Annotated in this window: 22 protein-coding genes and 1 pseudogene; 1 reads left to right on the top strand and 22 read right to left on the bottom strand. The window is 49.7% G+C overall.

What is annotated here, in order from left to right; translation table 11 throughout:
- Positions 1–6 precede the first annotated feature (6 nt).
- The 18 genes and pseudogenes from rpsB to rpmF form a co-directional block, all read right to left on the bottom strand.
- Complete coding sequence (rpsB, locus tag BN98_RS02040) at positions 7–789, bottom strand: 30S ribosomal protein S2 (protein WP_040942506.1); 783 nt, start codon at positions 787–789, stop codon at positions 7–9.
- A gap of 184 nt (positions 790–973) precedes the next feature.
- Positions 974–3,031, bottom strand: coding sequence for a type I DNA topoisomerase (topA, locus tag BN98_RS02035; protein WP_019189987.1), 2,058 nt, complete (start codon positions 3,029–3,031; stop codon positions 974–976).
- A 13-nt stretch (positions 3,032–3,044) separates the two neighbouring features.
- The gene (gene dprA / locus BN98_RS02030; protein ID WP_019189988.1) at positions 3,045–4,139 is read right to left on the bottom strand and encodes a DNA-processing protein DprA; all 1,095 of its coding nucleotides are present in this window, start codon (positions 4,137–4,139) and stop codon (positions 3,045–3,047) included.
- Positions 4,127–4,501, bottom strand: a complete 375-nt coding sequence (locus BN98_RS02025; RefSeq protein WP_040942622.1) for a YraN family protein — start codon at positions 4,499–4,501, stop codon at positions 4,127–4,129. The genes dprA and BN98_RS02025 overlap by 13 nt, the downstream gene beginning before the upstream one ends.
- 82 nt (positions 4,502–4,583) lie before the next feature.
- On the bottom strand, positions 4,584–5,228 hold the full coding sequence (locus BN98_RS02020; RefSeq protein ID WP_019189990.1) for a ribonuclease HII: 645 nt from the start codon (positions 5,226–5,228) through the stop codon (positions 4,584–4,586).
- Positions 5,225–6,106, bottom strand: coding sequence for a ribosome biogenesis GTPase YlqF (gene ylqF, locus BN98_RS02015; RefSeq protein ID WP_019189991.1), 882 nt, complete (start codon positions 6,104–6,106; stop codon positions 5,225–5,227). The genes BN98_RS02020 and ylqF overlap by 4 nt, the downstream gene beginning before the upstream one ends.
- 49 nt (positions 6,107–6,155) lie before the next feature.
- Positions 6,156–6,503: a 50S ribosomal protein L19 gene (gene rplS / locus BN98_RS02010; protein ID WP_019189992.1), complete on the bottom strand. Its 348-nt coding sequence runs from the start codon at positions 6,501–6,503 to the stop codon at positions 6,156–6,158.
- Positions 6,490–7,206, bottom strand: a complete 717-nt coding sequence (trmD, locus tag BN98_RS02005; protein WP_019189993.1) for a tRNA (guanosine(37)-N1)-methyltransferase TrmD — start codon at positions 7,204–7,206, stop codon at positions 6,490–6,492. Before trmD ends, rplS begins: the two co-directional genes overlap by 14 nt.
- Positions 7,203–7,700 carry a ribosome maturation factor RimM gene (gene rimM, locus BN98_RS02000; protein WP_019189994.1) on the bottom strand — a complete coding sequence of 166 codons (498 nt, stop codon included), beginning with the start codon at positions 7,698–7,700 and terminating at the stop codon, positions 7,203–7,205. The genes trmD and rimM overlap by 4 nt, the downstream gene beginning before the upstream one ends.
- Positions 7,697–7,930, bottom strand: coding sequence for a KH domain-containing protein (locus BN98_RS01995; protein ID WP_019189995.1), 234 nt, complete (start codon positions 7,928–7,930; stop codon positions 7,697–7,699). Before BN98_RS01995 ends, rimM begins: the two co-directional genes overlap by 4 nt.
- Positions 7,931–8,114: 184 nt before the next feature.
- Positions 8,115–8,357 (bottom strand): annotated as a pseudogene (rpsP, locus tag BN98_RS08555) (30S ribosomal protein S16); the annotation flags it as partial.
- Between the two features lie 31 nt (positions 8,358–8,388).
- Positions 8,389–9,732 carry a signal recognition particle protein gene (gene ffh / locus BN98_RS01985; protein ID WP_019189997.1) on the bottom strand — a complete coding sequence of 448 codons (1,344 nt, stop codon included), beginning with the start codon at positions 9,730–9,732 and terminating at the stop codon, positions 8,389–8,391.
- Positions 9,725–10,096, bottom strand: a complete 372-nt coding sequence (locus BN98_RS01980; RefSeq protein ID WP_019189998.1) for a sigma factor-like helix-turn-helix DNA-binding protein — start codon at positions 10,094–10,096, stop codon at positions 9,725–9,727. Before BN98_RS01980 ends, ffh begins: the two co-directional genes overlap by 8 nt.
- 94 nt (positions 10,097–10,190) lie before the next feature.
- Positions 10,191–11,108, bottom strand: coding sequence for a signal recognition particle-docking protein FtsY (gene ftsY, locus BN98_RS01975; RefSeq protein WP_019189999.1), 918 nt, complete (start codon positions 11,106–11,108; stop codon positions 10,191–10,193).
- Positions 11,108–14,662: a chromosome segregation protein SMC gene (gene smc, locus BN98_RS01970; RefSeq protein WP_019190000.1), complete on the bottom strand. Its 3,555-nt coding sequence runs from the start codon at positions 14,660–14,662 to the stop codon at positions 11,108–11,110. Before smc ends, ftsY begins: the two co-directional genes overlap by 1 nt.
- A 39-nt stretch (positions 14,663–14,701) precedes the next feature.
- The gene (gene rnc, locus BN98_RS01965; RefSeq protein WP_019190001.1) at positions 14,702–15,403 is read right to left on the bottom strand and encodes a ribonuclease III; all 702 of its coding nucleotides are present in this window, start codon (positions 15,401–15,403) and stop codon (positions 14,702–14,704) included.
- Entirely contained in the window at positions 15,393–16,382 is a 990-nt protein-coding gene (plsX, locus tag BN98_RS01960; protein WP_019190002.1) for a phosphate acyltransferase PlsX, read from the bottom strand. The genes rnc and plsX overlap by 11 nt, the downstream gene beginning before the upstream one ends.
- A 56-nt stretch (positions 16,383–16,438) precedes the next feature.
- Positions 16,439–16,621, bottom strand: coding sequence for a 50S ribosomal protein L32 (gene rpmF, locus BN98_RS01955; RefSeq protein ID WP_019190003.1), 183 nt, complete (start codon positions 16,619–16,621; stop codon positions 16,439–16,441).
- Between the two features lie 150 nt (positions 16,622–16,771).
- Here rpmF and BN98_RS01950 point away from each other — a divergent pair, with 150 nt between their 5' ends.
- A complete protein-coding gene (locus tag BN98_RS01950; RefSeq protein ID WP_019190004.1) occupies positions 16,772–17,911 on the top strand; it encodes a nucleotidyltransferase family protein in 1,140 nt (379 codons plus the stop codon).
- Here BN98_RS01950 and BN98_RS01945 read toward each other — a convergent pair.
- The 4 genes from BN98_RS01945 to BN98_RS01930 are packed head-to-tail and all read right to left on the bottom strand — an operon-like array spanning position 17,883 to position 20,971.
- Positions 17,883–19,388 (bottom strand): Mur ligase family protein, encoded by a 1,506-nt coding sequence (locus tag BN98_RS01945; RefSeq protein ID WP_019190005.1) that lies wholly within the window; start codon positions 19,386–19,388, stop codon positions 17,883–17,885. The genes BN98_RS01950 and BN98_RS01945 overlap by 29 nt on opposite strands.
- A gap of 58 nt (positions 19,389–19,446) precedes the next feature.
- Entirely contained in the window at positions 19,447–19,917 is a 471-nt protein-coding gene (locus BN98_RS01940; protein WP_019190006.1) for a hypothetical protein, read from the bottom strand.
- Between the two features lie 23 nt (positions 19,918–19,940).
- A complete protein-coding gene (gene coaD, locus BN98_RS01935) occupies positions 19,941–20,414 on the bottom strand; it encodes a pantetheine-phosphate adenylyltransferase (protein WP_019190007.1) in 474 nt (157 codons plus the stop codon).
- Entirely contained in the window at positions 20,411–20,971 is a 561-nt protein-coding gene (locus tag BN98_RS01930; protein WP_019190008.1) for an RsmD family RNA methyltransferase, read from the bottom strand. The genes coaD and BN98_RS01930 overlap by 4 nt, the downstream gene beginning before the upstream one ends.
- Positions 20,972–20,978: the final 7 nt, after the last annotated feature.

Raw genomic sequence — 20,978 nt, 5'->3', positions numbered from 1 at the left:
TTGCTCTTATTCTGCGTCTTCTGCGTCTTCTTCGACTTCCGCTACTTCTTCAGATGCAGCTTCTGCGGTTTCATCCTCGGACGCTTCCGCATCATCTTCCATCTGCTCACCCTGGCGACCCTCAATAACGGCTTCTGCCATCAGAGAAGTAATCAGCTTCACGGAACGAATCGCGTCGTCATTGCCCGGAATCGGGAAATCTACTTCATCCGGATCCGCATTAGTGTCCAAAATAGCAACGACAGGAATGTGCAGTTTGCGTGCTTCATTAATAGCAATGGCTTCCTTCTTCGGATCCACCACGTACAGTAAATCCGGCAGGCCGTTCATATCTTTAATGCCGCCCAGGAAACGATCCAGTCTTTCTGTCTCATGCTGTAACTGTGCCACTTCCTTCTTCGGCAAGAGATCAAACGTGCCGTCTTCAGCCATTGTGTTCAGCTTTTCCAAGCGTTCAATGCTCTTCTTAATCGTCTGATAATTGGTCAACATACCGCCCAACCAGCGTTCGTTGACATAATACATATTAGCGCGCTTTGCCTGCTGTTCAATGGTGTCCTGTGCCTGTTTTTTCGTACCGACAAACAGAATCTTACCGCCATCCGCAGCCACTTCACGCACTTTATTGTACGCATTTTCAATGAGCCCCACCGTTTTGGACAAGTCGATGATATGAATTCCGTTACGTTCCGTGAAGATGTACGGCTTCATTTTCGGGTTCCAACGACGGGTCTGATGTCCGAAATGGACACCGGCTTCCAACAAACTTTTCATAGTTACAACTGACATAAAATCCTCCTGTGTTCTTCCTCCGCCTCTCTCAAATCATGCACGACCCTATGGGCACACTGCGCTACGATATTCAAAAGGCGTGCGATATACCGATTCAGTATACAATACTTCCCGTTTTAGTGCAACCGAAAACGCAGAAGAAATGGGTGTTCTATCCGCTTTCTTGCCTACGTCGTCTGCGTCATTCGTGATTGGCACACTTGTCATTATGACAATACACGCGATCCTCGCGTCGATTTTTCCGATGCAGCATCAGATCCCCGCATAGAGGGCATTTTTCACCCGTCGGCGGATCCCAAGTAGCGTAATCGCAAGCGGGATAGTTGCTACAACCATAAAACACTTTGCCTCGCTTTGAGACTTTCTCGATCAGATCCCCCTTGCCACACTGAGGACAACGTACGCCGGTTGATTTCACAATACTCTTCGTATAGGTGCAGTCCGGAAAATTGGCGCAGCCGATAAAATCGCCGTTACGCCCGTGTTTTACAATGAGTTTTCCGCCACATTGCGGACACGTTTCCCCTGTCTCCTGTACCGGCAATTTATAGCCGGTGTCATCGTCTTTTGCTTTCTTTAAGTCTTGAGCAAAGACCTCATAAAATTCTCTCATGAGTTCTCGCCAATCCACATCGCCATTGGCAATGTTATCCAATCGCTCCTCCATCTTGGAGGTGAAATGTTCGTTAATGATATCCTTAAAGTTGGCGCCTAAAAAATCATCCACTTTACGTCCCAAAAGAGTGGGATGGAATTGTTTTTTCTCCAATTCCACATAGTGACGAGAAAGAATGGATTTGATAATCGAGGAGTACGTACTGGGGCGTCCGATACCGTTTTTCTCCAATTTCTGTACCAACGATGCTTCAGTATAACGCGCCGGCGGCTGCGTAAAGTGCTGTTGTTTCTCAATGTGCTTGGCCTCGACTGCTTGTCCTTTGCTAAGCTCCGGCAACTCCACTTCCTTGTTATTGACCGGCCAGACGGCTTCAAAACCGTCAAACTGCGGTTCTACCCCATTTACGCGAAATAACTGTTGACCGGAAAGCAGTTCCACAGTGGTCGAGAGAAATTCCGAAGAAGCCATCTGCGATGCCAACGCACGTCGCCAAATGAGATCATAGAGACGAAATTGATCAGCAGTAAGATCAGTGCGAATTTGCTGCGGCACATAGGAAATATTCGCCGGACGCACCGCCTCGTGTGCATCCTGCGCCTTTTTATTGCCGCCATAATGAATGCCCCTTGTCGCGTATTTCTCCGAGAAATTTTCGGTAATATACTGTCTTGCCTGCTGCAAAAAGCTGTCCGAAAGGCGAGTGGAATCGGTACGCATATAGGTGATCAAACCGACCTGCCCGGCGCCTTTCAGAGGCACGCCTTCGTAAAGCTGCTGCGCAAGCATCATGGTCTTGGACGTGGAAAAGCCCAGTCGACGGTTGGCTTCCTGTTGCAAGGTAGAGGTGGTAAAGGGAGCATACGGCTTTTTACGACGCTTCTTTTTCACAACGTCATGCACCGTAAACGGCGATGACAAAGACGCAACCAACGCATCAGCCGCGGCTTCATCTTTTAATTCCCCTTTGTGCACTTTCTGTCCGTCCCATTCGCCAACCCAATCGGAAACAAAGGCAATGCGATTTTCATTATGATGCACATGAATGCTCCAGTATTCCTGCGGAACAAACGCTTCAATTTCTTTCTCGCGATCCACGATGAGCTTTAAGGCTACGGATTGCACGCGACCGGCAGATAGACCGCCTTGCACCTTATTCCACAGAATGGGAGAAATCTGATAGCCAACGATGCGATCCATGATACGTCTTGCCTGTTGCGAATTGACTAAATTCATGTCAATTTTGTGCGGCTGTGCCATGCCTTCCTTCACGCCTTGCGGCGTAATTTCATGAAAGCTTACGCGATTGACATCCTCCGGATCCAGGCCGAGAATTTGCGCTAAATGCCAGGAAATGGCTTCGCCTTCACGATCGGGGTCGGTAGCCAGAAAAACGTGTTTGGCCTTTTTACTTTCTTTTTTTAACTCTTGAATGGTCGGTCCCTTACCCCGTACATTGATATACTTGGGCTCAAAATGATTTTCGATGTCGACGCCAAACTGACTTTTCGGTAAATCACGTAAATGGCCTTTCGAGGCCATTACTTTATAATTTTTCCCGAGAATTTTAGAAATGGTCTTAGTTTTGGTCGGGGACTCGACGATGATTAAATTCGTTGTCATACTCGCCTTCCATCTACCGTGTCTCAAATTTTCCGTCACTGCGACGTGTGATCTTTCCCTTCATCTCCAGCGACGTCAGGCACATCCATAAATCGGACACGCCAAGAGGAAAAGCACGGGCCAGTTCATCGGCCCCGCTCGGTGCCTGACGAAGGATATCATATAGGGCGCCTTCCATGGCTGTCAATGTTTCACGAGCTTTTTTCGCCTCCTCAAAGGTGCGCGGCTTTAAATCATAGGCTTGCAGAATATCATCGATGCCGGTCACCAAATAGGCGCCCCTTTGAATCTGCGCATTGGTTCCTTCACTGCGAGGCTGCGAAATATTTCCGGGCACGCAAAACACATTCTTCCCCTGCTCACAGGCCCAATTGACGGTAATCATTGTTCCTGATCGTCGTTTGGCCTCAATGACCAAAACACCGTCCGAAAGTCCGGAAATCAGGCGATTTCGTGCAATGAAATGGTGTGGCAGTGGTAATACGCCGGGCGGATATTCGGAGAGCAGGCAACCGTCCTTTAAAATTTCCTCTGCGAGCGACCGATTGGCTGCCGGATAAATACGATCCAAGCCATTTGCCAGTACAGCCACAGTGGGACGACCTACTCGCAGTGCCGAGCGATGCGCCAAGCTGTCAATGCCATAGGCCAAGCCGGATACAATGGTGGCGCCCTGCATTGCCAGGCCTTCGGCGAAAAGATTGGTGCAAGAGACGCCATAGGCACTCGGATGACGCGTTCCGATCACAGCCAGACTGAAACCCGTTAATACGGATGGATCGCCGCAGCCGTACAGCACAAACGGAATTGGTTCAATCTCACGCAATCGGGCGGGATAGGCATCGTCCAAAATGGTTAGCGCCCAAAACCCTTTTTCCTCCCAGCGCTTCCATCGCGCAAAGTCCGGCGTGTCTTCCGGATGCGCAACAAGATAATCGCTACGCTGTTTTGCCGGCACATTACCTCGCGCCGCTATTTCGGTTTCACCATTCAAAAAAGCAACCATTTGCGGCGATGTTAAACCGCGCAAGCTCATCAGCAACAGATGCGAGCGATTGAGCGGCGGATCGAAGGCGGCCATCTTCTGTACGCAATCTAAGACATCCAACGCGAACTCTCCATCGGAAAGGCATTTTGCAAGACACGAATGCGGCGTTGTTGCAAATAGACTTCTGCCACATCAAAGAGGTAAACAGCATAGGGTAAGTAAGGGTGGCGTACCAGATAGTAAAGCGCCGTTAGACTGAGACGCCTGCGTTTCCACGCGCATACGGCTTCCTGCGGATAGGCATAGCGTGTGTTCGTGCGTGCTTTTACTTCAATAAAATGCAGTGTTTGGCCGCGGGCAGCAATGATATCGATCTCCCCATGGCGACTGCGAAAATTATGTTCTAAAATTTGATAACCGTGTTCCTGATACAACGCGGCTACGGCCTGTTCGGCATTTCGGCCTTGTAAGGTCGTACTCACGCTTTGATCATTTTTAGTAAGCAGTGTCCTCGGCGGTGTTGTCTTCCCGGGGGCTTGTAAGATCGGCGATTTTTTGCTCGATTTAGGGGTTATAGTCATGCAAGTCCTCTCCATGTAAAAAACTTCGGCGATGGAGGGGAAGAATGCCATAGCGGCGAAGGGCTTCGTAATGAGCCTTCGTGCCGTATCCTTTGTTAGAAGCAAAACCGTAGGCGGGATAAAGCGCATCATAACGGCGCATCAAACGATCCCGCGTAACCTTGGCGACAATAGAGGCGCAACTGATCGCATAAATGCGATCGTCGCCATGCACCACACTGACTTGCGGCAAGGTCGTATCAATGTGTTCCGCGTCTACGGCCACAAGATCCGGCGTAACCAATTGCCCATTCCGGTCCTTCAGCTGATGAAGCGCTTCCCGCATTGCCAAAAGGGTAGCCTGACGAATATTGATACGATCAATCATTCGTTCATCGCTTTGACCGATGCCCCAAGCGACACAATGATCCAAAATCACATCGTAAAGACGCTCCCGCTTTTTCTCGGAAAGCTTTTTGGAATCACGAATGCCTTCAATTTTTTCCCCGTGCGGCATGATTATAGCACAAGCAACCACCGGTCCGGCCAGCGGACCACGTCCCACTTCGTCGATACCACATACCAATTCTGTCGCATCAATTTTCAATAAAAGCTCTTGCAATGTCTCCGGCGTCAAATGGTCTCTCATATTGTTTCGCCCTTGTTCCCTTCGCGCTCTGCAAAATCGGCCGCGCGCTCCAACGTCAAAGCGCCAAAATGCAGTTTACGGAAATCGTCAATCATAATCTGCGCCGTACGCGTATAATCCACTTCTCCGCCTTTAAGAAGCGAGCCCGTATGTTGTGCTATGGCCTCCATGACAGCAAGAGGCTCGGCGGAAGCATCGCTCAAGGCGTAGCGCGAAACAATCGCCTCCGGTGCGCAGCGCAGGAGTAAGGTGAGTAAGGCATAGCCCACGTCTTGAAGAGGCAAAATGTCGTCGCGAATGGCACCGGTAAACGCCAGATGCAGCGCCTGTGTCTCCCCCAGTTTTTTCGGTAAAATCCCCGGCGTATCCACCAACAGCAGATTGGCATCGGTTTTAATCCATTGCTGTTGTTTGGTAAAGCCCGGTCGATCGCCGACAGCTGCCGATCGCTTCTTGGAGAGGGCATTAATAAACGTAGATTTCCCGGAATTCGGGATACCATAGACCAACATGCGCACTTCGCGATTGATAATGGAGCGCGCAAGACGCTTCTCCTGCTTTTCCTGCAATAAGCTTATGGCTTCCTCATAAAGACGTTTTGCTGGGCGCTCCTTGGAAGCGTTGATGGCAAGCGCCGTCTGTCCGTTACCGCGTAAAGCCTGTACCCATCTCTCCGTTTCTTTCGGATCTGCCATGTCCTTCTTGTTCAAGACAATGATGCGTTTTTTTCCTTTGGTAAGAGCGGCTAATTCCCGATTTGCGCTGGCAAAAGGGATGCGCGCATCCCGAATCTCACAGCAAAGATCGATCTGCCGTAATTTCTGTCGTATTTCATCCGTGGCTTTTTTCATATGCCCCGGATACCAGTTAATGCCCATCCTTGCCTCCTAAAAAAACAGCTCGCTGCAGGCAGCGAGCTGTAAGAAATTAATAATTCGTCTTTTCTCTGACCTTGGCCGCTTTACCCACACGGGTACGCAGATAGTTCAGCTTTGCGCGACGCACTTTACCTTTGCGGGTAACTTCAATTTTTTCGACGCGCGGCGAATGTACCAAAAAGACACGCTCGACGCCTACGCCATAGCTCAAACGACGCACCGTAAAGGTTTCGTTCGTGCTGCCACCTTCACGCTGAATGACGGTGCCTTCAAAAACCTGGATACGCTCACGGCTGCCTTCCTTAATGCGGTAGTGAACGCGAACGGTATCGCCGACACGAAATTCCGGCAAATCCGTCTTTGCCTGTTCCTGTTCCAATTGTTTAATGTAGTCCATGGATTCCTCCTTCATCCCGATTCTCCGCCATGTAACGGGCATAGAGATCCGGTCGTTTTCGTTTCGTATTTTCCAACGCATTTTCTTTGCGCCAGGCGGCTATCGCCTGGTGGTTCCCGCTCAGAAGAATTTCGGGAACCTCATGACCGCGAAATTCACGCGGTTTCGTATATTCATCGTACTGCAGCAAGGGCTCGACATGCGAGTCGCTCGCGGCGCTGTCGGGATTGCCCAGCACAGCATCTACCCACCGCACCACGGTATCGATGAGTACCATTGCCGGCAATTCACCGCCCGTCAAGACGTAATCGCCGATGGAGATTTCCTCATCCACATAGTGATTGGTAATGCGCGCATCAATACCCTCGTAATGGCCGCAAAGCAGCACCAAATGCTTCTTTTGTGCCAATTCGCGCGCCTTATCCTGTGTTAAAAGGCTTCCCTGCGGACTTAAAAACACGACGTGAGATTGGGGGCTTCGCACCGCTTCCAATGCATCATAGAGCACATTCGGCTTCATGAGCATGCCGGCCGCGCCGCCAAACACCGTATCGTCTACGCTGTGATGTTTATCCGTAGCATAGTCGCGAATCTGATGTGTGTTCAAGGTAATCAGTCCACGGTCCATTGCTTTTCCGATCACACCGAATTCATGAAGAATTTTGAAGAGGTCCGGGAATAAAGTTAACACATCGATATTCATTCCATTCCCCCGATCAGATGCACATGCATGCTATGGTTTGCCACATCCACTTGCCGGATAAATTCTTTTACCGCCGGCAGCAAGAGTTCCTTGCCTTCGGTCGTGCGAATCCGATAAAGATCCTGTGCGCGGTTTTCGATCACTTCTTCAAGAACGCCCAAAAGCGTATCGTCTTCACGATATACTTTCATGCCTTCCAGGTCCTTTACGTAGTAGTGATCCTTTTCCGGCGCAGGAAGCGATTCTTCTTCCACCAGCAGGTTCTCCCCCACTAAGTTTTGTGCTTCTTCCACTGAGGTAATTTCCTCAAACTGTAAAAAGCCAAACATCTCTTGTGCGCGAAACCGGCAAACCGTAAGCTTTCTTCCGGACGAGGTTTCCACCGCCATCCCCGCCGTAAAGCGGTTCTTGCGGGCATCCGCCATGCGGATCTTCACTTCGCCCCGAAGCCCTCTTGTTTTCAGCACCTGCCCTGTGACGATGCCTTCTCTCATAGCGAATCAATGTCCAGATTAACTTTGACGTTTTCTTTAATGGCACAGGCCTTGAGCACCTGACGCATGGAATTAGCAATGCGTCCCTGCTTTCCAATAACCTTTCCCATGTCGTTGGGATGGACACGCAAGGAAAGCGTAACGACACCGTTCTTGTCTTCCTCATAGATTTCCATCTCATCCGGGTGATCCACCAGACCTTTTGCCATGGAGAATAATAATTCTTTCATATCAGGCCTCTGGTTCTTTGTCTTCAGCCTTCGCTTCTCCGTCCGTCTCTTCCGCTTTCTCTTCTACTTTTTCTTCGACAACTTCTGTCTCTGCCACTTTTTCCTTTTTCGTGTCCGCAAAATCGACGACTTTAGCCTTCGCCTTGCGTTCCGTGGACAGGCCCTTAGCTACAACGCCCTCCGCTTCCATAACACCATATTCGCGGAACAGACGTTTTACGGTATCCGACGGCTGCGCGCCATTGGAAATCCATGTCTTAACCTTGTCCGCATCAACGCGGAACATACGCGGTTCCGAAATCGGATTGTAAAAACCGATTTCTTCAATGAAGCGACCGTTGCGTGCGCGGCGGGAATCTGCCACCACGATACGGTAGAACGGTGACTTCTTTGCACCCAAACGTTTCATTCTGATTTTAACTGCCATTCCATCCTCCTCGTTTTCTGCCTTCCAATTTTTATTTCATAAACGGATTTTTGAATAATGAACTCAAGCGTTTTTTGCCCTTTGTAAAACGGTTCATTTGCTTCATCAATTTCTTGGAATCTTTGAACTGTTTCAGAAGGCGGTTCACCATGACGGGATCATTGCCCGAACCCTTAGCAATACGGGCTCGTCGCGAATTCGTGATCATGTCCGGTTTTCTGCGCTCTTCATCCGTCATGGACGATAAGATTGCCTCCAGGCGTTTTACCTGTTTTTCGTCAATGTTGACGCCGGCAAGTTGCTTGGGATTGAGCCCCGGAATCAACTTAATCAGGTCTTCCAGAGGTCCCATGTTCTGCATCTGTTTTATTTGCTCCCAGAAATCATTCAGATCATACTTCTGAGAACGCATTTTGGCTTCCAGTTCCTTCGCCTTTTCCTGATCCACAGCCGACTGTGCTTTTTCAATGAGCGTCAGCACATCGCCCATACCCAGGATTCGATTGACCAGCCGGTCAGGATGAAATTCTTCCAGTTGGTCCAGCTTTTCTCCGGTACCGATGAGTTTGATCGGTTTCTTCGTCACCGCGCGTACGGATAGTGCCGCACCGCCTCGAGCATCGCCATCCAATTTGGACAGCACCACACCGGTTAGATCTACGGCATCGTTGAAGGTTTTGGCCACATTGACGGCTTCCTGGCCGGTCATGGCATCCACCACCAGCAGCGTTTCCGTCACGGGAACCGCCTCTTTGATGCGTTGTAACTCCTGCATCAGCGCTTCATCAATCTGCAATCGACCGGCGGTATCGATGATGAGCGGATCATGTGCGGTGCGCACGGCTTCCGCATAGGCAGCCTTAGCAATATCCACCGGATCTGCATCCGACCCGCGTTCAAAAACTGGCGTCTTTACCTGTTCCCCGACCACCTGCAGCTGTTTAATGGCTGCCGGGCGATATACGTCGCAGGCCACCAGCATCGGGCGACGCTGTTTTTTTCGATACAGATTGGCAAGTTTTGCCGCATGTGTCGTTTTACCGGAGCCCTGTAAACCGCACATCATGATGACGGTAGGCGGTTTCTGTGCGCTCTTGAGCCCCATATCTTCATCGGACATGAGATCAATCAACTGTTCGCGCACAATCTTGACGACCATCTGGCCCGGCGTCAGGGATTTCATGACATTTTCACCAACGGCACGCTCTTTGGTTTCTTTCACGAAGTCCTTAACGACCTTGTAGTTAACATCCGCCTCCAACAACGCAAGGCGGATTTCACGCATGGCCTGGTCGACATCTTTTTCATCCAACTTTCCCTTTTTGGTCAATCGGGCAAAAGTGGCCTGGAGGCGTTCGGCGAGATTGTCAAACATGCATTCCTCCTTCATCGCGGTCGCGAGTACGTTCCAAAGAAGCCGATAAATGCTTTAGAGCATCCTGTGCCTTTAAGCGCAGCGCCGTATCTTCGGAATGTAACGCTTCCTTCAGCACAGGAAGTGCTTCCTGTGCCCGTTTTTCCGTTTCCAATATCCGCAAGTGCTCTTCTAAAAAAGACATCTTTTTCACCGCACGTGCGATCTGTGTGGAAACGGCCTGCTTGGAAATAGCGCGCAGCTCAGCAATTTCGGATAGCGATAAATCATCGTAATAGTAGGCTTCACAGAGACTTTGTTGGGTTTTTGTCAGTGCAAACCCATAGATCTCATACAGTAAGCCGATGTGTACCGCTTCTTCCATAACTACCTCTCTGCAAAAAAATAGCACCATTCCAAGGAACAGTGCTATTTTAAGGGCTTTAGGACCCTGTGTCAAGTTTTTTTGTTTGACAGGCTTACGAAAATATGGCATCCACAAAAGGTTCTACGGAAAACGGTCTTAAGTCATTCATCTGTTCCCCCACGCCGATAAACTTCACCGGCACCTTCACCTCTAATTGCAGCGGGAAGACCACGCCGCCCTTCGCAGTGCCGTCCAATTTTGTGAGAATCAGCCCGGTAATATTCGTAACCTTATTAAATTCTCTCGCCTGCGAAATGGCATTTTGCCCCGTCGTCGCATCTAGGACAAGAAGGGTTTCCAGCGTTGCTTGTTCATATTCGCGCGCAATAATGCGATATATCTTTTCCAGCTCCTGCATGAGATTCTTTTTGTTATGTAGGCGACCGGCTGTATCACAGATGAGAACATCTGTGCCGCGTGCCTGGGCGGCATGAATGCCGTCATAAACAACGGAAGCAGGATCCGCTCCCTCCTCACGACGGACAATGTCTACGCCCGCACGATGGGACCATTCTTCCAGCTGATCGATGGCTGCCGCACGAAACGTATCTGCAGCGCAAAGCAAAACGGATTTCCCCTGTTGTTTCAGATGATTAGCCAATTTTCCGATGGTTGTCGTCTTACCGACACCATTGACGCCGATCACGAGAATCACCATGGGATGACCCGGTTCTTCGATCAGAGCGGTTTCCAAGTTGGCGGCAAGCAATTTTTCTTTCATGATCTCGACCAAGCGCACCCGCACCAGCTGCGGATCGCGAATGTGTTCCTCCGCCACGGCATCGCGCAAGGCATCAATCACCTCCATCGATGTCTCAAAGCCCATGTCGGCCGAAACCAATGTTTCTTCAATTTCATCGAATAATTCGTCATCAATGGTTGCGCGACCGTTAAAAAGATTGTCAAGAGCTCCGCCGATACTGTCTCTGGTTTTTTGCAGGCCTTCTTTCAAAAAGTCAAAGAGTCCCATCACACGTCCTTTCTCATGGCTTGATCTGCCTCATCTTCAAAATCCTTAAACCGCAGCGATACCACATGCGAGAGGCCTTCCTGCATGGTTACACCATAGAGCGTTTCCGCCAACTGCATCGTTGACTTGCGATGCGTAATGACAATGAATTGCGTTTCATTACAAATGCTCTGCAAATAGTCCACATAGCGACCGATATTGGCTTCGTCCAAGGAAGCATCAATCTCATCCAAAATGCAAAACGGCGTAGGATGAATGGAAAAGATGGCAAATAGCAGGGCCAACGCCGTCATGGATCGTTCTCCGCCGGATAACAGATTCAGACTCTGTAGTTTTTTGCCGGGCGGCTGCGCTTCAATTTCGACACCTGCCGTTAATACATCCGTACCATCCAGGCGCAAATGTGCCTGCCCTCCACGGAACAGGATTTGAAAAATACGATTGTATTCCTCATTCATGCGACGGAAACTGTCCGTAAACATTTCCTCCATCGTCGCATCCAACTCGCGGATTAAATCTTCAATGTCCTGGCGTGATTTTTTGAGATCCTCCATCTGTTGCTTCAGAAAATCCAGTTCTTCGGCAATTGCTTGATATTGCTCGATGGTTTCGACATTGAAATACCCGATTTTTGACAGTTTTTCTTTCAGTTCCAGCACCTGTTGACGAGTGGTTTCCACCGGCACCAATGTGCGTAAGCGCTCTTCGACCATCTCCGCAGAGAGATCATATTGTGCACGGTAGTCTTCCAGTCTTTGCTGTTCCTGCTGCTCTTTTTGTTCCTTCTCCACCTGCAGGCGATATGCTGCATTCTGTAGTTCCTGCAGTCGCTCGTTTTTCTGTGCCTGCTGTTGCACGATTTGATCCGCCTTCTCGTGCTGCATGCGATGATCTTCAGTCAATGCATCCATTGCCCGACGTTTTTCTTCCCATTCCGCCTTCCATTGCAGGCGATGGGCTTCCCCTTCGCGCATCAAAACGCGGCTGTTTTCCACCACCCGTTCGGCTTCCTGTTTTTGTTCGGTGCGAAATTGCTTCTGCTGCTGTAAGGTGCGTAGCTGGGTTTGTTGTTCCTCTAAGCGACGAGAGCATTGCTCAAGATCTTTTTTGTAGTATTCTTTTTTATTCTCCAGTAAAGCCGCTTCTTTTTCCTTGCCCTGTCGCAACTTCAGCTGTTCCTGTTCTTGTTCCTTCCAGGTATTAAAGGCAGAGAGTGCTTCCGTCTCACGGGCTTTTAATTCCGCTTCCTGTTTTACAAAGGCATCGGCCACAAAGGCATCCTCGCGAGAAAGGACCGCTGCCGCTTCTTCCTGCTCGCGTTGCTTTTCCATCATCGCAAGGCGCAATTGTTCGAGTTCGGCGCGCAATTTTCGCTCGAGCGCCTGATCCTCTTCCAAGCACCCCGACAGGCGATCTCGCTCGGCCATCTGTTCACGTCGCTCCTCTTGTGCTTTTTGAAGGGCCAAAGCATTTTCTTTATCGCTTGCTTCGCACGCAGCAATCGTCTTCTGTAACGCTTCCAGCTCACGATCGCGATTTAAAAGCGACGCTTCATTGCGGCGATGCACGGTACCTCCGACCATGGAGCCCCAGGTATTTAATACATCACCCTCCAGGGAGATCAGGCGATTGTGTTCATTGCCGCGATGCGATAAACGCAGGGCATCGTCGATCGTGCGCACAAATGTGGTCCGCGCCAGAAAATGTGTGACGATGGCGTCAATATTGTCATCATAACGTACCGCATCTACGCCATTACAGAGCGCTTCGGGAGCATCAGAAAGCACAGGCTGCGAACCGCGGATGCGATCGATCGGCAAAAAGGTCACACGACCGAGATGCCGCTCCTTCAAAAGTTGAATGAGTACTTTTGCATCCTGTTCGCTTTCTACCACCACGTTCTGGAGAGCCCCACCCAGCGCCACTTCGACAGCGGTTTCATAGCCCGGTTCTACCCGTATCAGGTCCGCCAAAGGACCGATAAGATGCTTTTTAATCGAGGGATCCTGATCGGCGCTGCGCAACAGATTTTGCACGGAACGCTGGTAGCCTTCATATTGTTGCATGAGCGCATGCAACATCTTTTCTTGCGTTAAAGCACCTGCGCGCTTGGCGTCATTTTTCCGCTTCTCTTCCGTCAACCGATCCGTTATCTCGGTTAAACGACGCATTTCTTCCTCGCAAGCAGCACGTGCCTTATGACGCGCTTCCTGCTCATGCAGTTGCTCTTCTAATGCCTTTTCCTTCGCATCGCGCTTTTCGGTAAGTGCGTTGTGTTCCTCCGCAAGCGTCTTTGCCAATGCCGTTTTCTCGTCTTTTTCGTGTTGCAACTGTTGCTGCGCTTTTTTTGCTTCTTCTCGACGATAGGCTAACACCGAAAGTGCTTCGCGCAGACGGCGTAATTCGGCCTCCGCTTCCTGCGTTTTTTGAGCAATCGCCGGATCGGCAGCGCCCATCTCCTCTGTCAGATGGTCTGCCTGATCAGAAATCTCTTTTAACGTCTGTTCGAGACGTGCCTTTTCCTGCCCGATCGTATCAATTTGTGCCGAAATCGCGCGTTCCTGCTCTTCCGCTGCCTTTTCTTCTGCATCCAAGCGGGCAAGATCCTGCTCGTAAAACTGGATTTTTTCTACTGCCACACTGTGTTGCGTTTCCTCTTTCTGCAGGTCACGCTCCAGTTTGCTCACGGCTTCCAACAAGGTTTGCCGTTTCGATTCATAAGCATGCAAAAACGTCTCATACGGACGTGCTTTTTCGGCCAACGCCGTCAGTTCATTTTTCAGCGCTTCCGTTTCTGCGGTGTTCAAGTCCAAATCAGCATTAATCTTTGTGAGTGCTTCACGCGTCACCTCTTGCTGCCGTTTGAGCAAAGACAACTCGTGTTGCTCCAATTCCCCCATAAGACGGCGACCGCGTTTCGCATTGTCCGCCTGTCGTTTTAAGAGACGGGCTTCCTGCTCTTTGAGATCCAGATCACGCGTTACTTCATCCAACTGCCGTTCGGTGCGATCCAAACGTTGCAGGGATTCCGTTTTTTTATACTTGAATTTCGCAATACCTGCCGCCTCTTCAAAAATGCTGCGACGATCTTCGCTTCGTGTACTCAGGATCTCATCAATGCGCCCCTGTCCGATAATGGAATATCCTTCCTTGCCCACACCGGTATCCAAAAACAGTTCATTGATATCCTTGCGACGCACCTGTTGATTGTTGATAAAGTATTCGCCTTCGCCGTTGCGATACACCTTTCGGGCAACACTCACTTCTTCATAAGGAAGCGCAATCTGTCCGTCGGCATTGTCAAAAATCAAAACCACTTGTGCCAAATTCATGGGCGCTTTTTTGTCGGTGCCGTTAAAAATAACATCTTCCATGCGACTGCCGCGCAGCGCTTTGGCCGACTGCTCGCCCAATACCCAACGCACGGCGTCGGAAAGATTGGACTTGCCGGAACCGTTCGGGCCCACAACGGCCACAAAATCATCATTAAATTGTAATGTGGTCTTTTCTGCAAAGGATTTAAATCCGTACAGTTCCAATCTCTTCAGTCGCAATGCATTTCTCCGTCTTTATTCTTTATTCAATGGCTTTTCTTATTTCTGTTGCTTTTTAAGGTGCAATAAAGCCTTATGTGCCGCATCCGCTTCGGCTCGTTTTTTGCTGGTCCCTGCGCCTTCCGCCATTCTTTCTCCGTCAATTTCCACCGCTACGCGAAAATGGCGTGCATGAGACGGTCCGCTTTCTTCTAAAACGATATAGCGCTGTTCCAGTCCATTATGCAAAATATAGCGATGCAATGCCGATTTGGCGTCCGTATCCACGGAAGAGGCTTCCAGTTTATCATGCATGGCATCCAGTTTATCGGTAAACCATGGCCATAAAAAATCCATGCCGCCATCCAAATAAATCGCACCGCAAACTGCTTCAAAGGCATCCGCTAAAAGCGAAGGTTTCTCTCTTCCGCCTTGCATTTCTTCCCCATGCCCGAGCTGCAATAGCTCGGAAAGGCCGATGTTTCTTCCCAAGCGGGCAAACGAAGCTTCGCAAACCGCCAGTGCACGCTTGCGGGATAATTCACCTTCCGGATCCTCCGGATGATGCCGGAAAAAATGATCCGTCGTAATGAGTTCTAATACGGCATCCCCCAAAAACTCCAGTCGCTCATTGCTCTCGGGATAGCGCTCAGGCGCTTCATTGATGAGTGACCGATGCACCATTGCCAATTCCAACAAGGAGGGATTATGAAAATGGTAGCCCAGTTGCTCCTGAAATTTTTCAAGTTCATCAGCTTTCATGGTCACTCTCCTTCAGCGACGTCTCAACTTCTTCAATCACGCCGCTTTCCGCAAAATCCAAGGCTTCCTGAATGGCTAGTGCAAAGGTCTCGGCGTTGGAATTGCCATGTGCTTTATAAATTGGCTTACGTGCTCCGAGCAACGGCGCGCCACCATGCGCCCGATAGTCCATGGAAGCAAATGCTTTCTTTAGCGAGCTTTTGATCAGCAAGCCACCCATTTTCGTTTTCCAGTTTTCATAGAGCACATTTTTCAAGGTTTTCAGCACGAATTGTGCCGTGCCTTCCATGGATTTCAGCGCCACATTGCCGGCAAAACCGTCTGCCACCAGAACATCATAATCAGCAAAAAGCACATCACGGGCTTCAATATTGCCGACAAAATTAAGCGGACTTTCCTGCAATAAGCGGTAGGCTTCCACTGCCCGCTTGTCTCCTTTTTCTGCTTCAGCGCCGACGTTTAATAAGCCGATGCGCGGATGCTCTTTTCCAAGTGCCTTACGCGCATAGATCGCGCTGATGGTAGCAAACTGCAAGAGCATGAGCGGGGTCGTGTCCATCGTCGCGCCGGAATCCGCTAACAAAACACTGCCGTTTTGATGTGGCACGGTGGGAACCAGGCACAAACGCTCCATTCCGGGCAGACGCTTAGCCAAAAAATAGCCACCTGCCAGCAATGCTCCCGTACTTCCGGCCGAGAGGAGAACATCTCCATCACTATTGAGGCGCTGATAGGCCAACACCAGGCTTGCCTTTTTCTTGCGGCGAATCGCAAATACCGGTGATTCGTCATTGGAAATGCAGACGTCCGTGTCCACAATTTCCACGCGTCTTTCGGCGCCAAGTGCCGGTTTTAATACAGAAGCAGGTCCGACCACAACACAGTTAAAATTGCGCTCTTTTAGTGCCAATTTAATGGCTGACGCCACCATGGACACGCCGGCATCAGCGCCCAGTGCATCAATTATGATTTTTGTCATGTTCTCCCTGCCTTCTCTTATTAAAAAAAGGTGCGGAGTGTTCCGCACCTTTTCGGTTACTCACCGATTTGAATAACTTCTTTTCCATCATAGTATCCGCAATGCGGGCAAATGTGATGCGGTAATTTTGCTTCGCCGCAGTTCGGGCATTTTACCGTCGCATATGTCTTCAAACGATAGGAAGAAGCTCTTCTCTTGTCTCTTCTTTGCTTTGACGTTTTTCTCTTGGGTACTGCCATCGGAACACCTCCTTCTTCCTGATTTTGGATTAGATTAACACAAGAATTATAAACAGGGAAAAAGGCGTTGTCAAGCATTCTCCTCTGCGACTCCTGCAAAGAAGCATTATAATCAATGATAAGAATAATTTCCAATCCAAAGGAGAAGCCATGACAAAAAAACAAGGTGCCTGCGGCATCGTCTGCGAATGGAATCCGCTGCATGCCGGGCACATTCGCCTCATTGAACGCGCAAAAACCGAATATTCTGCCGTGGTGGCGGCTATGTCCGGCCCCTTTGTACAGCGAGGTCTCCCTGCTGTGACGGATAAGTGGACGCGCGCCGCACAGGCCATTCGTCACGGTGTGGATCTGGTGTTGGAAGTCCCGCAGGGTTTCGTATTACAAAGCGCAGATCGCTACGCAGCGGGGGCAATACAAGTCTTAGCCGCCGTACCCGCCGTTTGTGCGATCGCCTTTGGCGTGGAGGAAACGGCTCTTCGAGAAGCGCCTTTTTCAGAAAATGCAACCTTCGAAAAAGACCTGGTTCGTCGACTGAGGCAAGGTTTGTCGTATCGCCGTGCCTTTTCGTTGGCAAGTGGCAGAAATTGGTTACCAAATCAAATTTTAGCCAAACAATACGAAAAAGCCTTGAAAGAGCAAAATCTCTCGTGGGAAATTCTGAAGGTGGCGCGTCCTTCCACGTCGCCCACGGCAACACAGCTGCGCCACGCGCTCCGTTCTCTACGAGAAGAAAGCATCGCTGCAAAAACAGATGCCAATTCAGATCAGCTTTTGCAACATCCTGCTTTAAAGGATCTTGCGGATCCCGCTATCGTTCTCTCTCATCCGTTGGGCGGATCCATAGAGAAGCTGTTCTACTATGTGCAAGCACGTACCATTTTGGATCCGCTGGATTTTTCGTGCTCTCCTCACTATGAGGCGGGCATGGAATATCGCTTGGAAGCGGCCCTGCAACAGGCTGATTCACTGGAAGGCGCCATTAATGCCGCTTCGAATAAACGACAGTCGAAGTCCCGTTATCGTCGTTTGCTTTTGACGACTCTCCTCGGCATCCAAAAGACAGACATTGCTCCGCTATCCTATGTTCGTCCCTTGGCGTTTAATCGTACCGGCGCGGCATTACTGCGTGACGTCGTCCTGCCCGTCTATCAAAAAACGCCCGGGCGCTTGCGTCCCGGAGCGTATGATCCCTTATTTTTGACGGACCAAAAGGCCCAACGTCTCTACGAATGGCTCTACGATCTCGAAAATCTGGATCTTACTCAGTCTTTTTATCATAAGCGGTAAATAAAGGAGTAAGGATGCTGCGATCATCGCCATAGGGGCGAGCCACACCATCCACGTACATCGTGGTCTCATTACCTCGGCCCAATAACAGTAGCATCGACTTTTTTCCATTTTTGGCATATTCTTTCGCATAATCCATAGCCTTTTCTATGGCGGCTTTGCGATCGTCTATCGTTTCGTACGGCGTTTGCCGAATGGACTTTTCAATATCGCTATAAATACTTGACAAGGGTTCCGCGTTGGGATCATCCATTGTTAAAATGATGCGATCGGCGTACGTATCGGCAACACGTCCCAGGTCAGCGCGGCGATTCACAGCCTTTCCACCGGTGGAGCCGAATACCGTAAGCATCGCACAATCGGGAAATTGACGATGCGCTGCTTCAAAAACAGCAGAAAAGCTGACGCCGTTGTGGGCAAAATCTATGATGGAGCGGATCATGCCGTCTCCCGTTGACAGAAATTCCATGCGCCCCGGGATGTGCACCGATTCTAAAGCGCCTGGGATCTCTTCGGCCGGCACGCCCGCTTCCAACGCCATCGTCACGGCTACTGCTGCGTTTTGCATGGCATAGTCTCCGATTTCCGGCAAGTGCAGAGGAATAGACTTGCCATCGGCCTGTACCGTAAACGAAATCCCTTTATGATGATCGTTTATGGTCGCAGTAACATCAGCATCGCTCTGATTGCTGAAGCCTACGCGCACAATCTTTTTACAGGAGGCCGCGGCGGCTTCAATCTCTTCGCGGTGGTCGCTGTTGATATTGATAATGGCAATATCCGATTGGGAGAACAGCCGCAATTTGGACTGAAAATAATCCTCAAAATTCGGATGTTCGATGGAAGAAATATGATCCGGACTGATGTTTAAAAAAGCACCCATAACAAAATGAAGGCCTGCCGTGCGTTCCACCTTTAAGGCTTGAGAGGATACTTCAAAAGCCACGTACCGAACGCCGTTTTCCACGCAACGTGATAAGATCGCATAAAGCTCGAAAGGCTCTGGTGTTGTCAGCGTGCTGGTTTTCTCTTCCCCGCCGTCAAAGTTGGAAATGGATGTCAGAAAGCCGACCGGTCCAAGATCATGCTTTTTGCAGTAAGCCGACAAAATGGACTTGAGATACCAAACCGTAGAGGATTTCCCCTTGGTTCCGGTTACTGCCAATAGTTGCAGTTTTTTCTGCGGATCGCCATAAAAAAGCCGCGCACAGGGGGCCAGTATATGGCGCATATTATCCACGAGAATATGCGGTACGCCTTCGCCGAAATCCGTCTCTGCCACATAGGCCACCGCGCCCCGCTCCAACGCCTCCTTCAAATAGGATGGCTTAAAATGATTCCCCTTACAGAAAAACAAAGTGCCCGGCACGACCTCTTTGGAATTATACGAGATAGCGCGTATTTCGACTCTTTCCTGTGCTGCTTGGCAAACATGTTCGCCCATGGCCATTTGAAAATCATGCAGTGTGAGTGCCATAATTTCTCCTTAAAAAAAAGAAGGATGGCGCAAGCCATCCTTCTGCCCGAGTTATTCCCTACTTCAGCTCGCTGCGATTGTGATCCAGTTCGGCAATCACAGAATTTAAATTGTCCTGCGTATTGGATAAGATTTCATCAACATAGGCGAACACGCTCTGTCGTATCTGACGGGATTGTTCTTTGGCCTGTTCGATCATAGCTTCGCCCTTCTTCGTAGCTTCTTGTGTGATGCGATGGTCATTCACCAGCTCGTTGAAGCGTTTTTGGGTATCCTGATCGGATTCCGCTGCGCGTTGCTTCGCCTGATCGATAAGCTGCTGTGCCTGATCATTGGCTTCCTGCAGAATGCGATCTCTTTCTTCGTTCACCCATTTTGCCTGACGAATTTCTTCCGGCAAACTGGCACGGATTTCTTTAATAATCTCAAAAATAGTATCCGGATCAATGGCTACTTTCTTAGATAAAGGAATGCTCGTCGCATCATCCATCTCGTCTTCCAGCTCTTCAATTAATTGCAAAATATCCATGGCTTCCTCCTGATGAATGCCCGCTACTCGAACTTCTTCCGAAGTCTTTCCGCAACGTTTTCCGTCACCATGCCGGAAACGTCTCCGCCGTAGCTTGCAACTTCGCGCGCAAAACTCGAACTGACATAAGAATATTTACCATCCGTAAACAGAAAAATCTCTTCCATATCACTGTACAGCGAATGATTAAGCAGCGATAGCTGCCGCTCATAGAGAAAATCCTGTGAAGTGCGAAGCCCACGAATCACAGCATCCGCCTTCTCTTCCCGTACAAAATCCACCAGAAGTCCGGAAAATAACTTTACGGAAACATTGTCATAATCATACATCAGTTCCCGAATCATTTCAATTCTTTCCTCCGGTGTAAACAGCGGTGGTTTTTCTTGATTGATGAGCACGGCTACGATAACTTCATCAAATAATTTAGCGGCGCGATAAATGAGGTTCAGATGCCCTTTTGTAACGGGATCGAAGCTCCCCGGAAAAATGACTTTCATACTTCCTCCTTGAACATACGTATGAGCTGGCTGCGGTACGCCCGCTGAAACACTAAACGAAAGCCGTACATCTCCGTCTCTTCGGGCTCCGTTTCTCCGCGCTTAAGGCCGGATTCCACGATGATCAGGCCGCCTTTCTTCATGCGATTCAGACGCCGCAGTAAAGCAATGGCTTTCTCTTCCATATGAAAACCGAAGGGAGGGTCCAAATAGACATAATCAAATTGCGTATCGCAATCCGCCAGCGCACGGCGATAATCGCACAATAAGACCGTACTTTCCTCTTCATGACCTGTCTTCCGGATATTTTCGCGTAAAATCGCTCCCATACTGCGGGACTTTTCACAAAAAACAACACGTCCTGCACCGCGCGATAAAAATTCAATCCCGATTTGTCCCGTGCCGGCAAAAAGATCCAATACCACGGCATCTTTTTGAATGGTTTGCAACACATCGAACACCGATTCCTTGGTTTTGTCCTCCGTCGGTCGAGTACGGTCGTGTTTTCCGGGCGGCAACAATTTCATGCCGCGATTGATTCCGGTAATGACATGCATAACGCTC

This window comes from Levyella massiliensis (assembly GCF_000308275.2).
Classification (GTDB): Bacteria; Bacillota; Clostridia; order Tissierellales; family Peptoniphilaceae; genus Murdochiella; species Murdochiella massiliensis_A.
The sequence above is the reverse complement of the archived record's forward strand: the minus strand, read 5'-3'. Positions and strand labels throughout refer to the sequence as shown.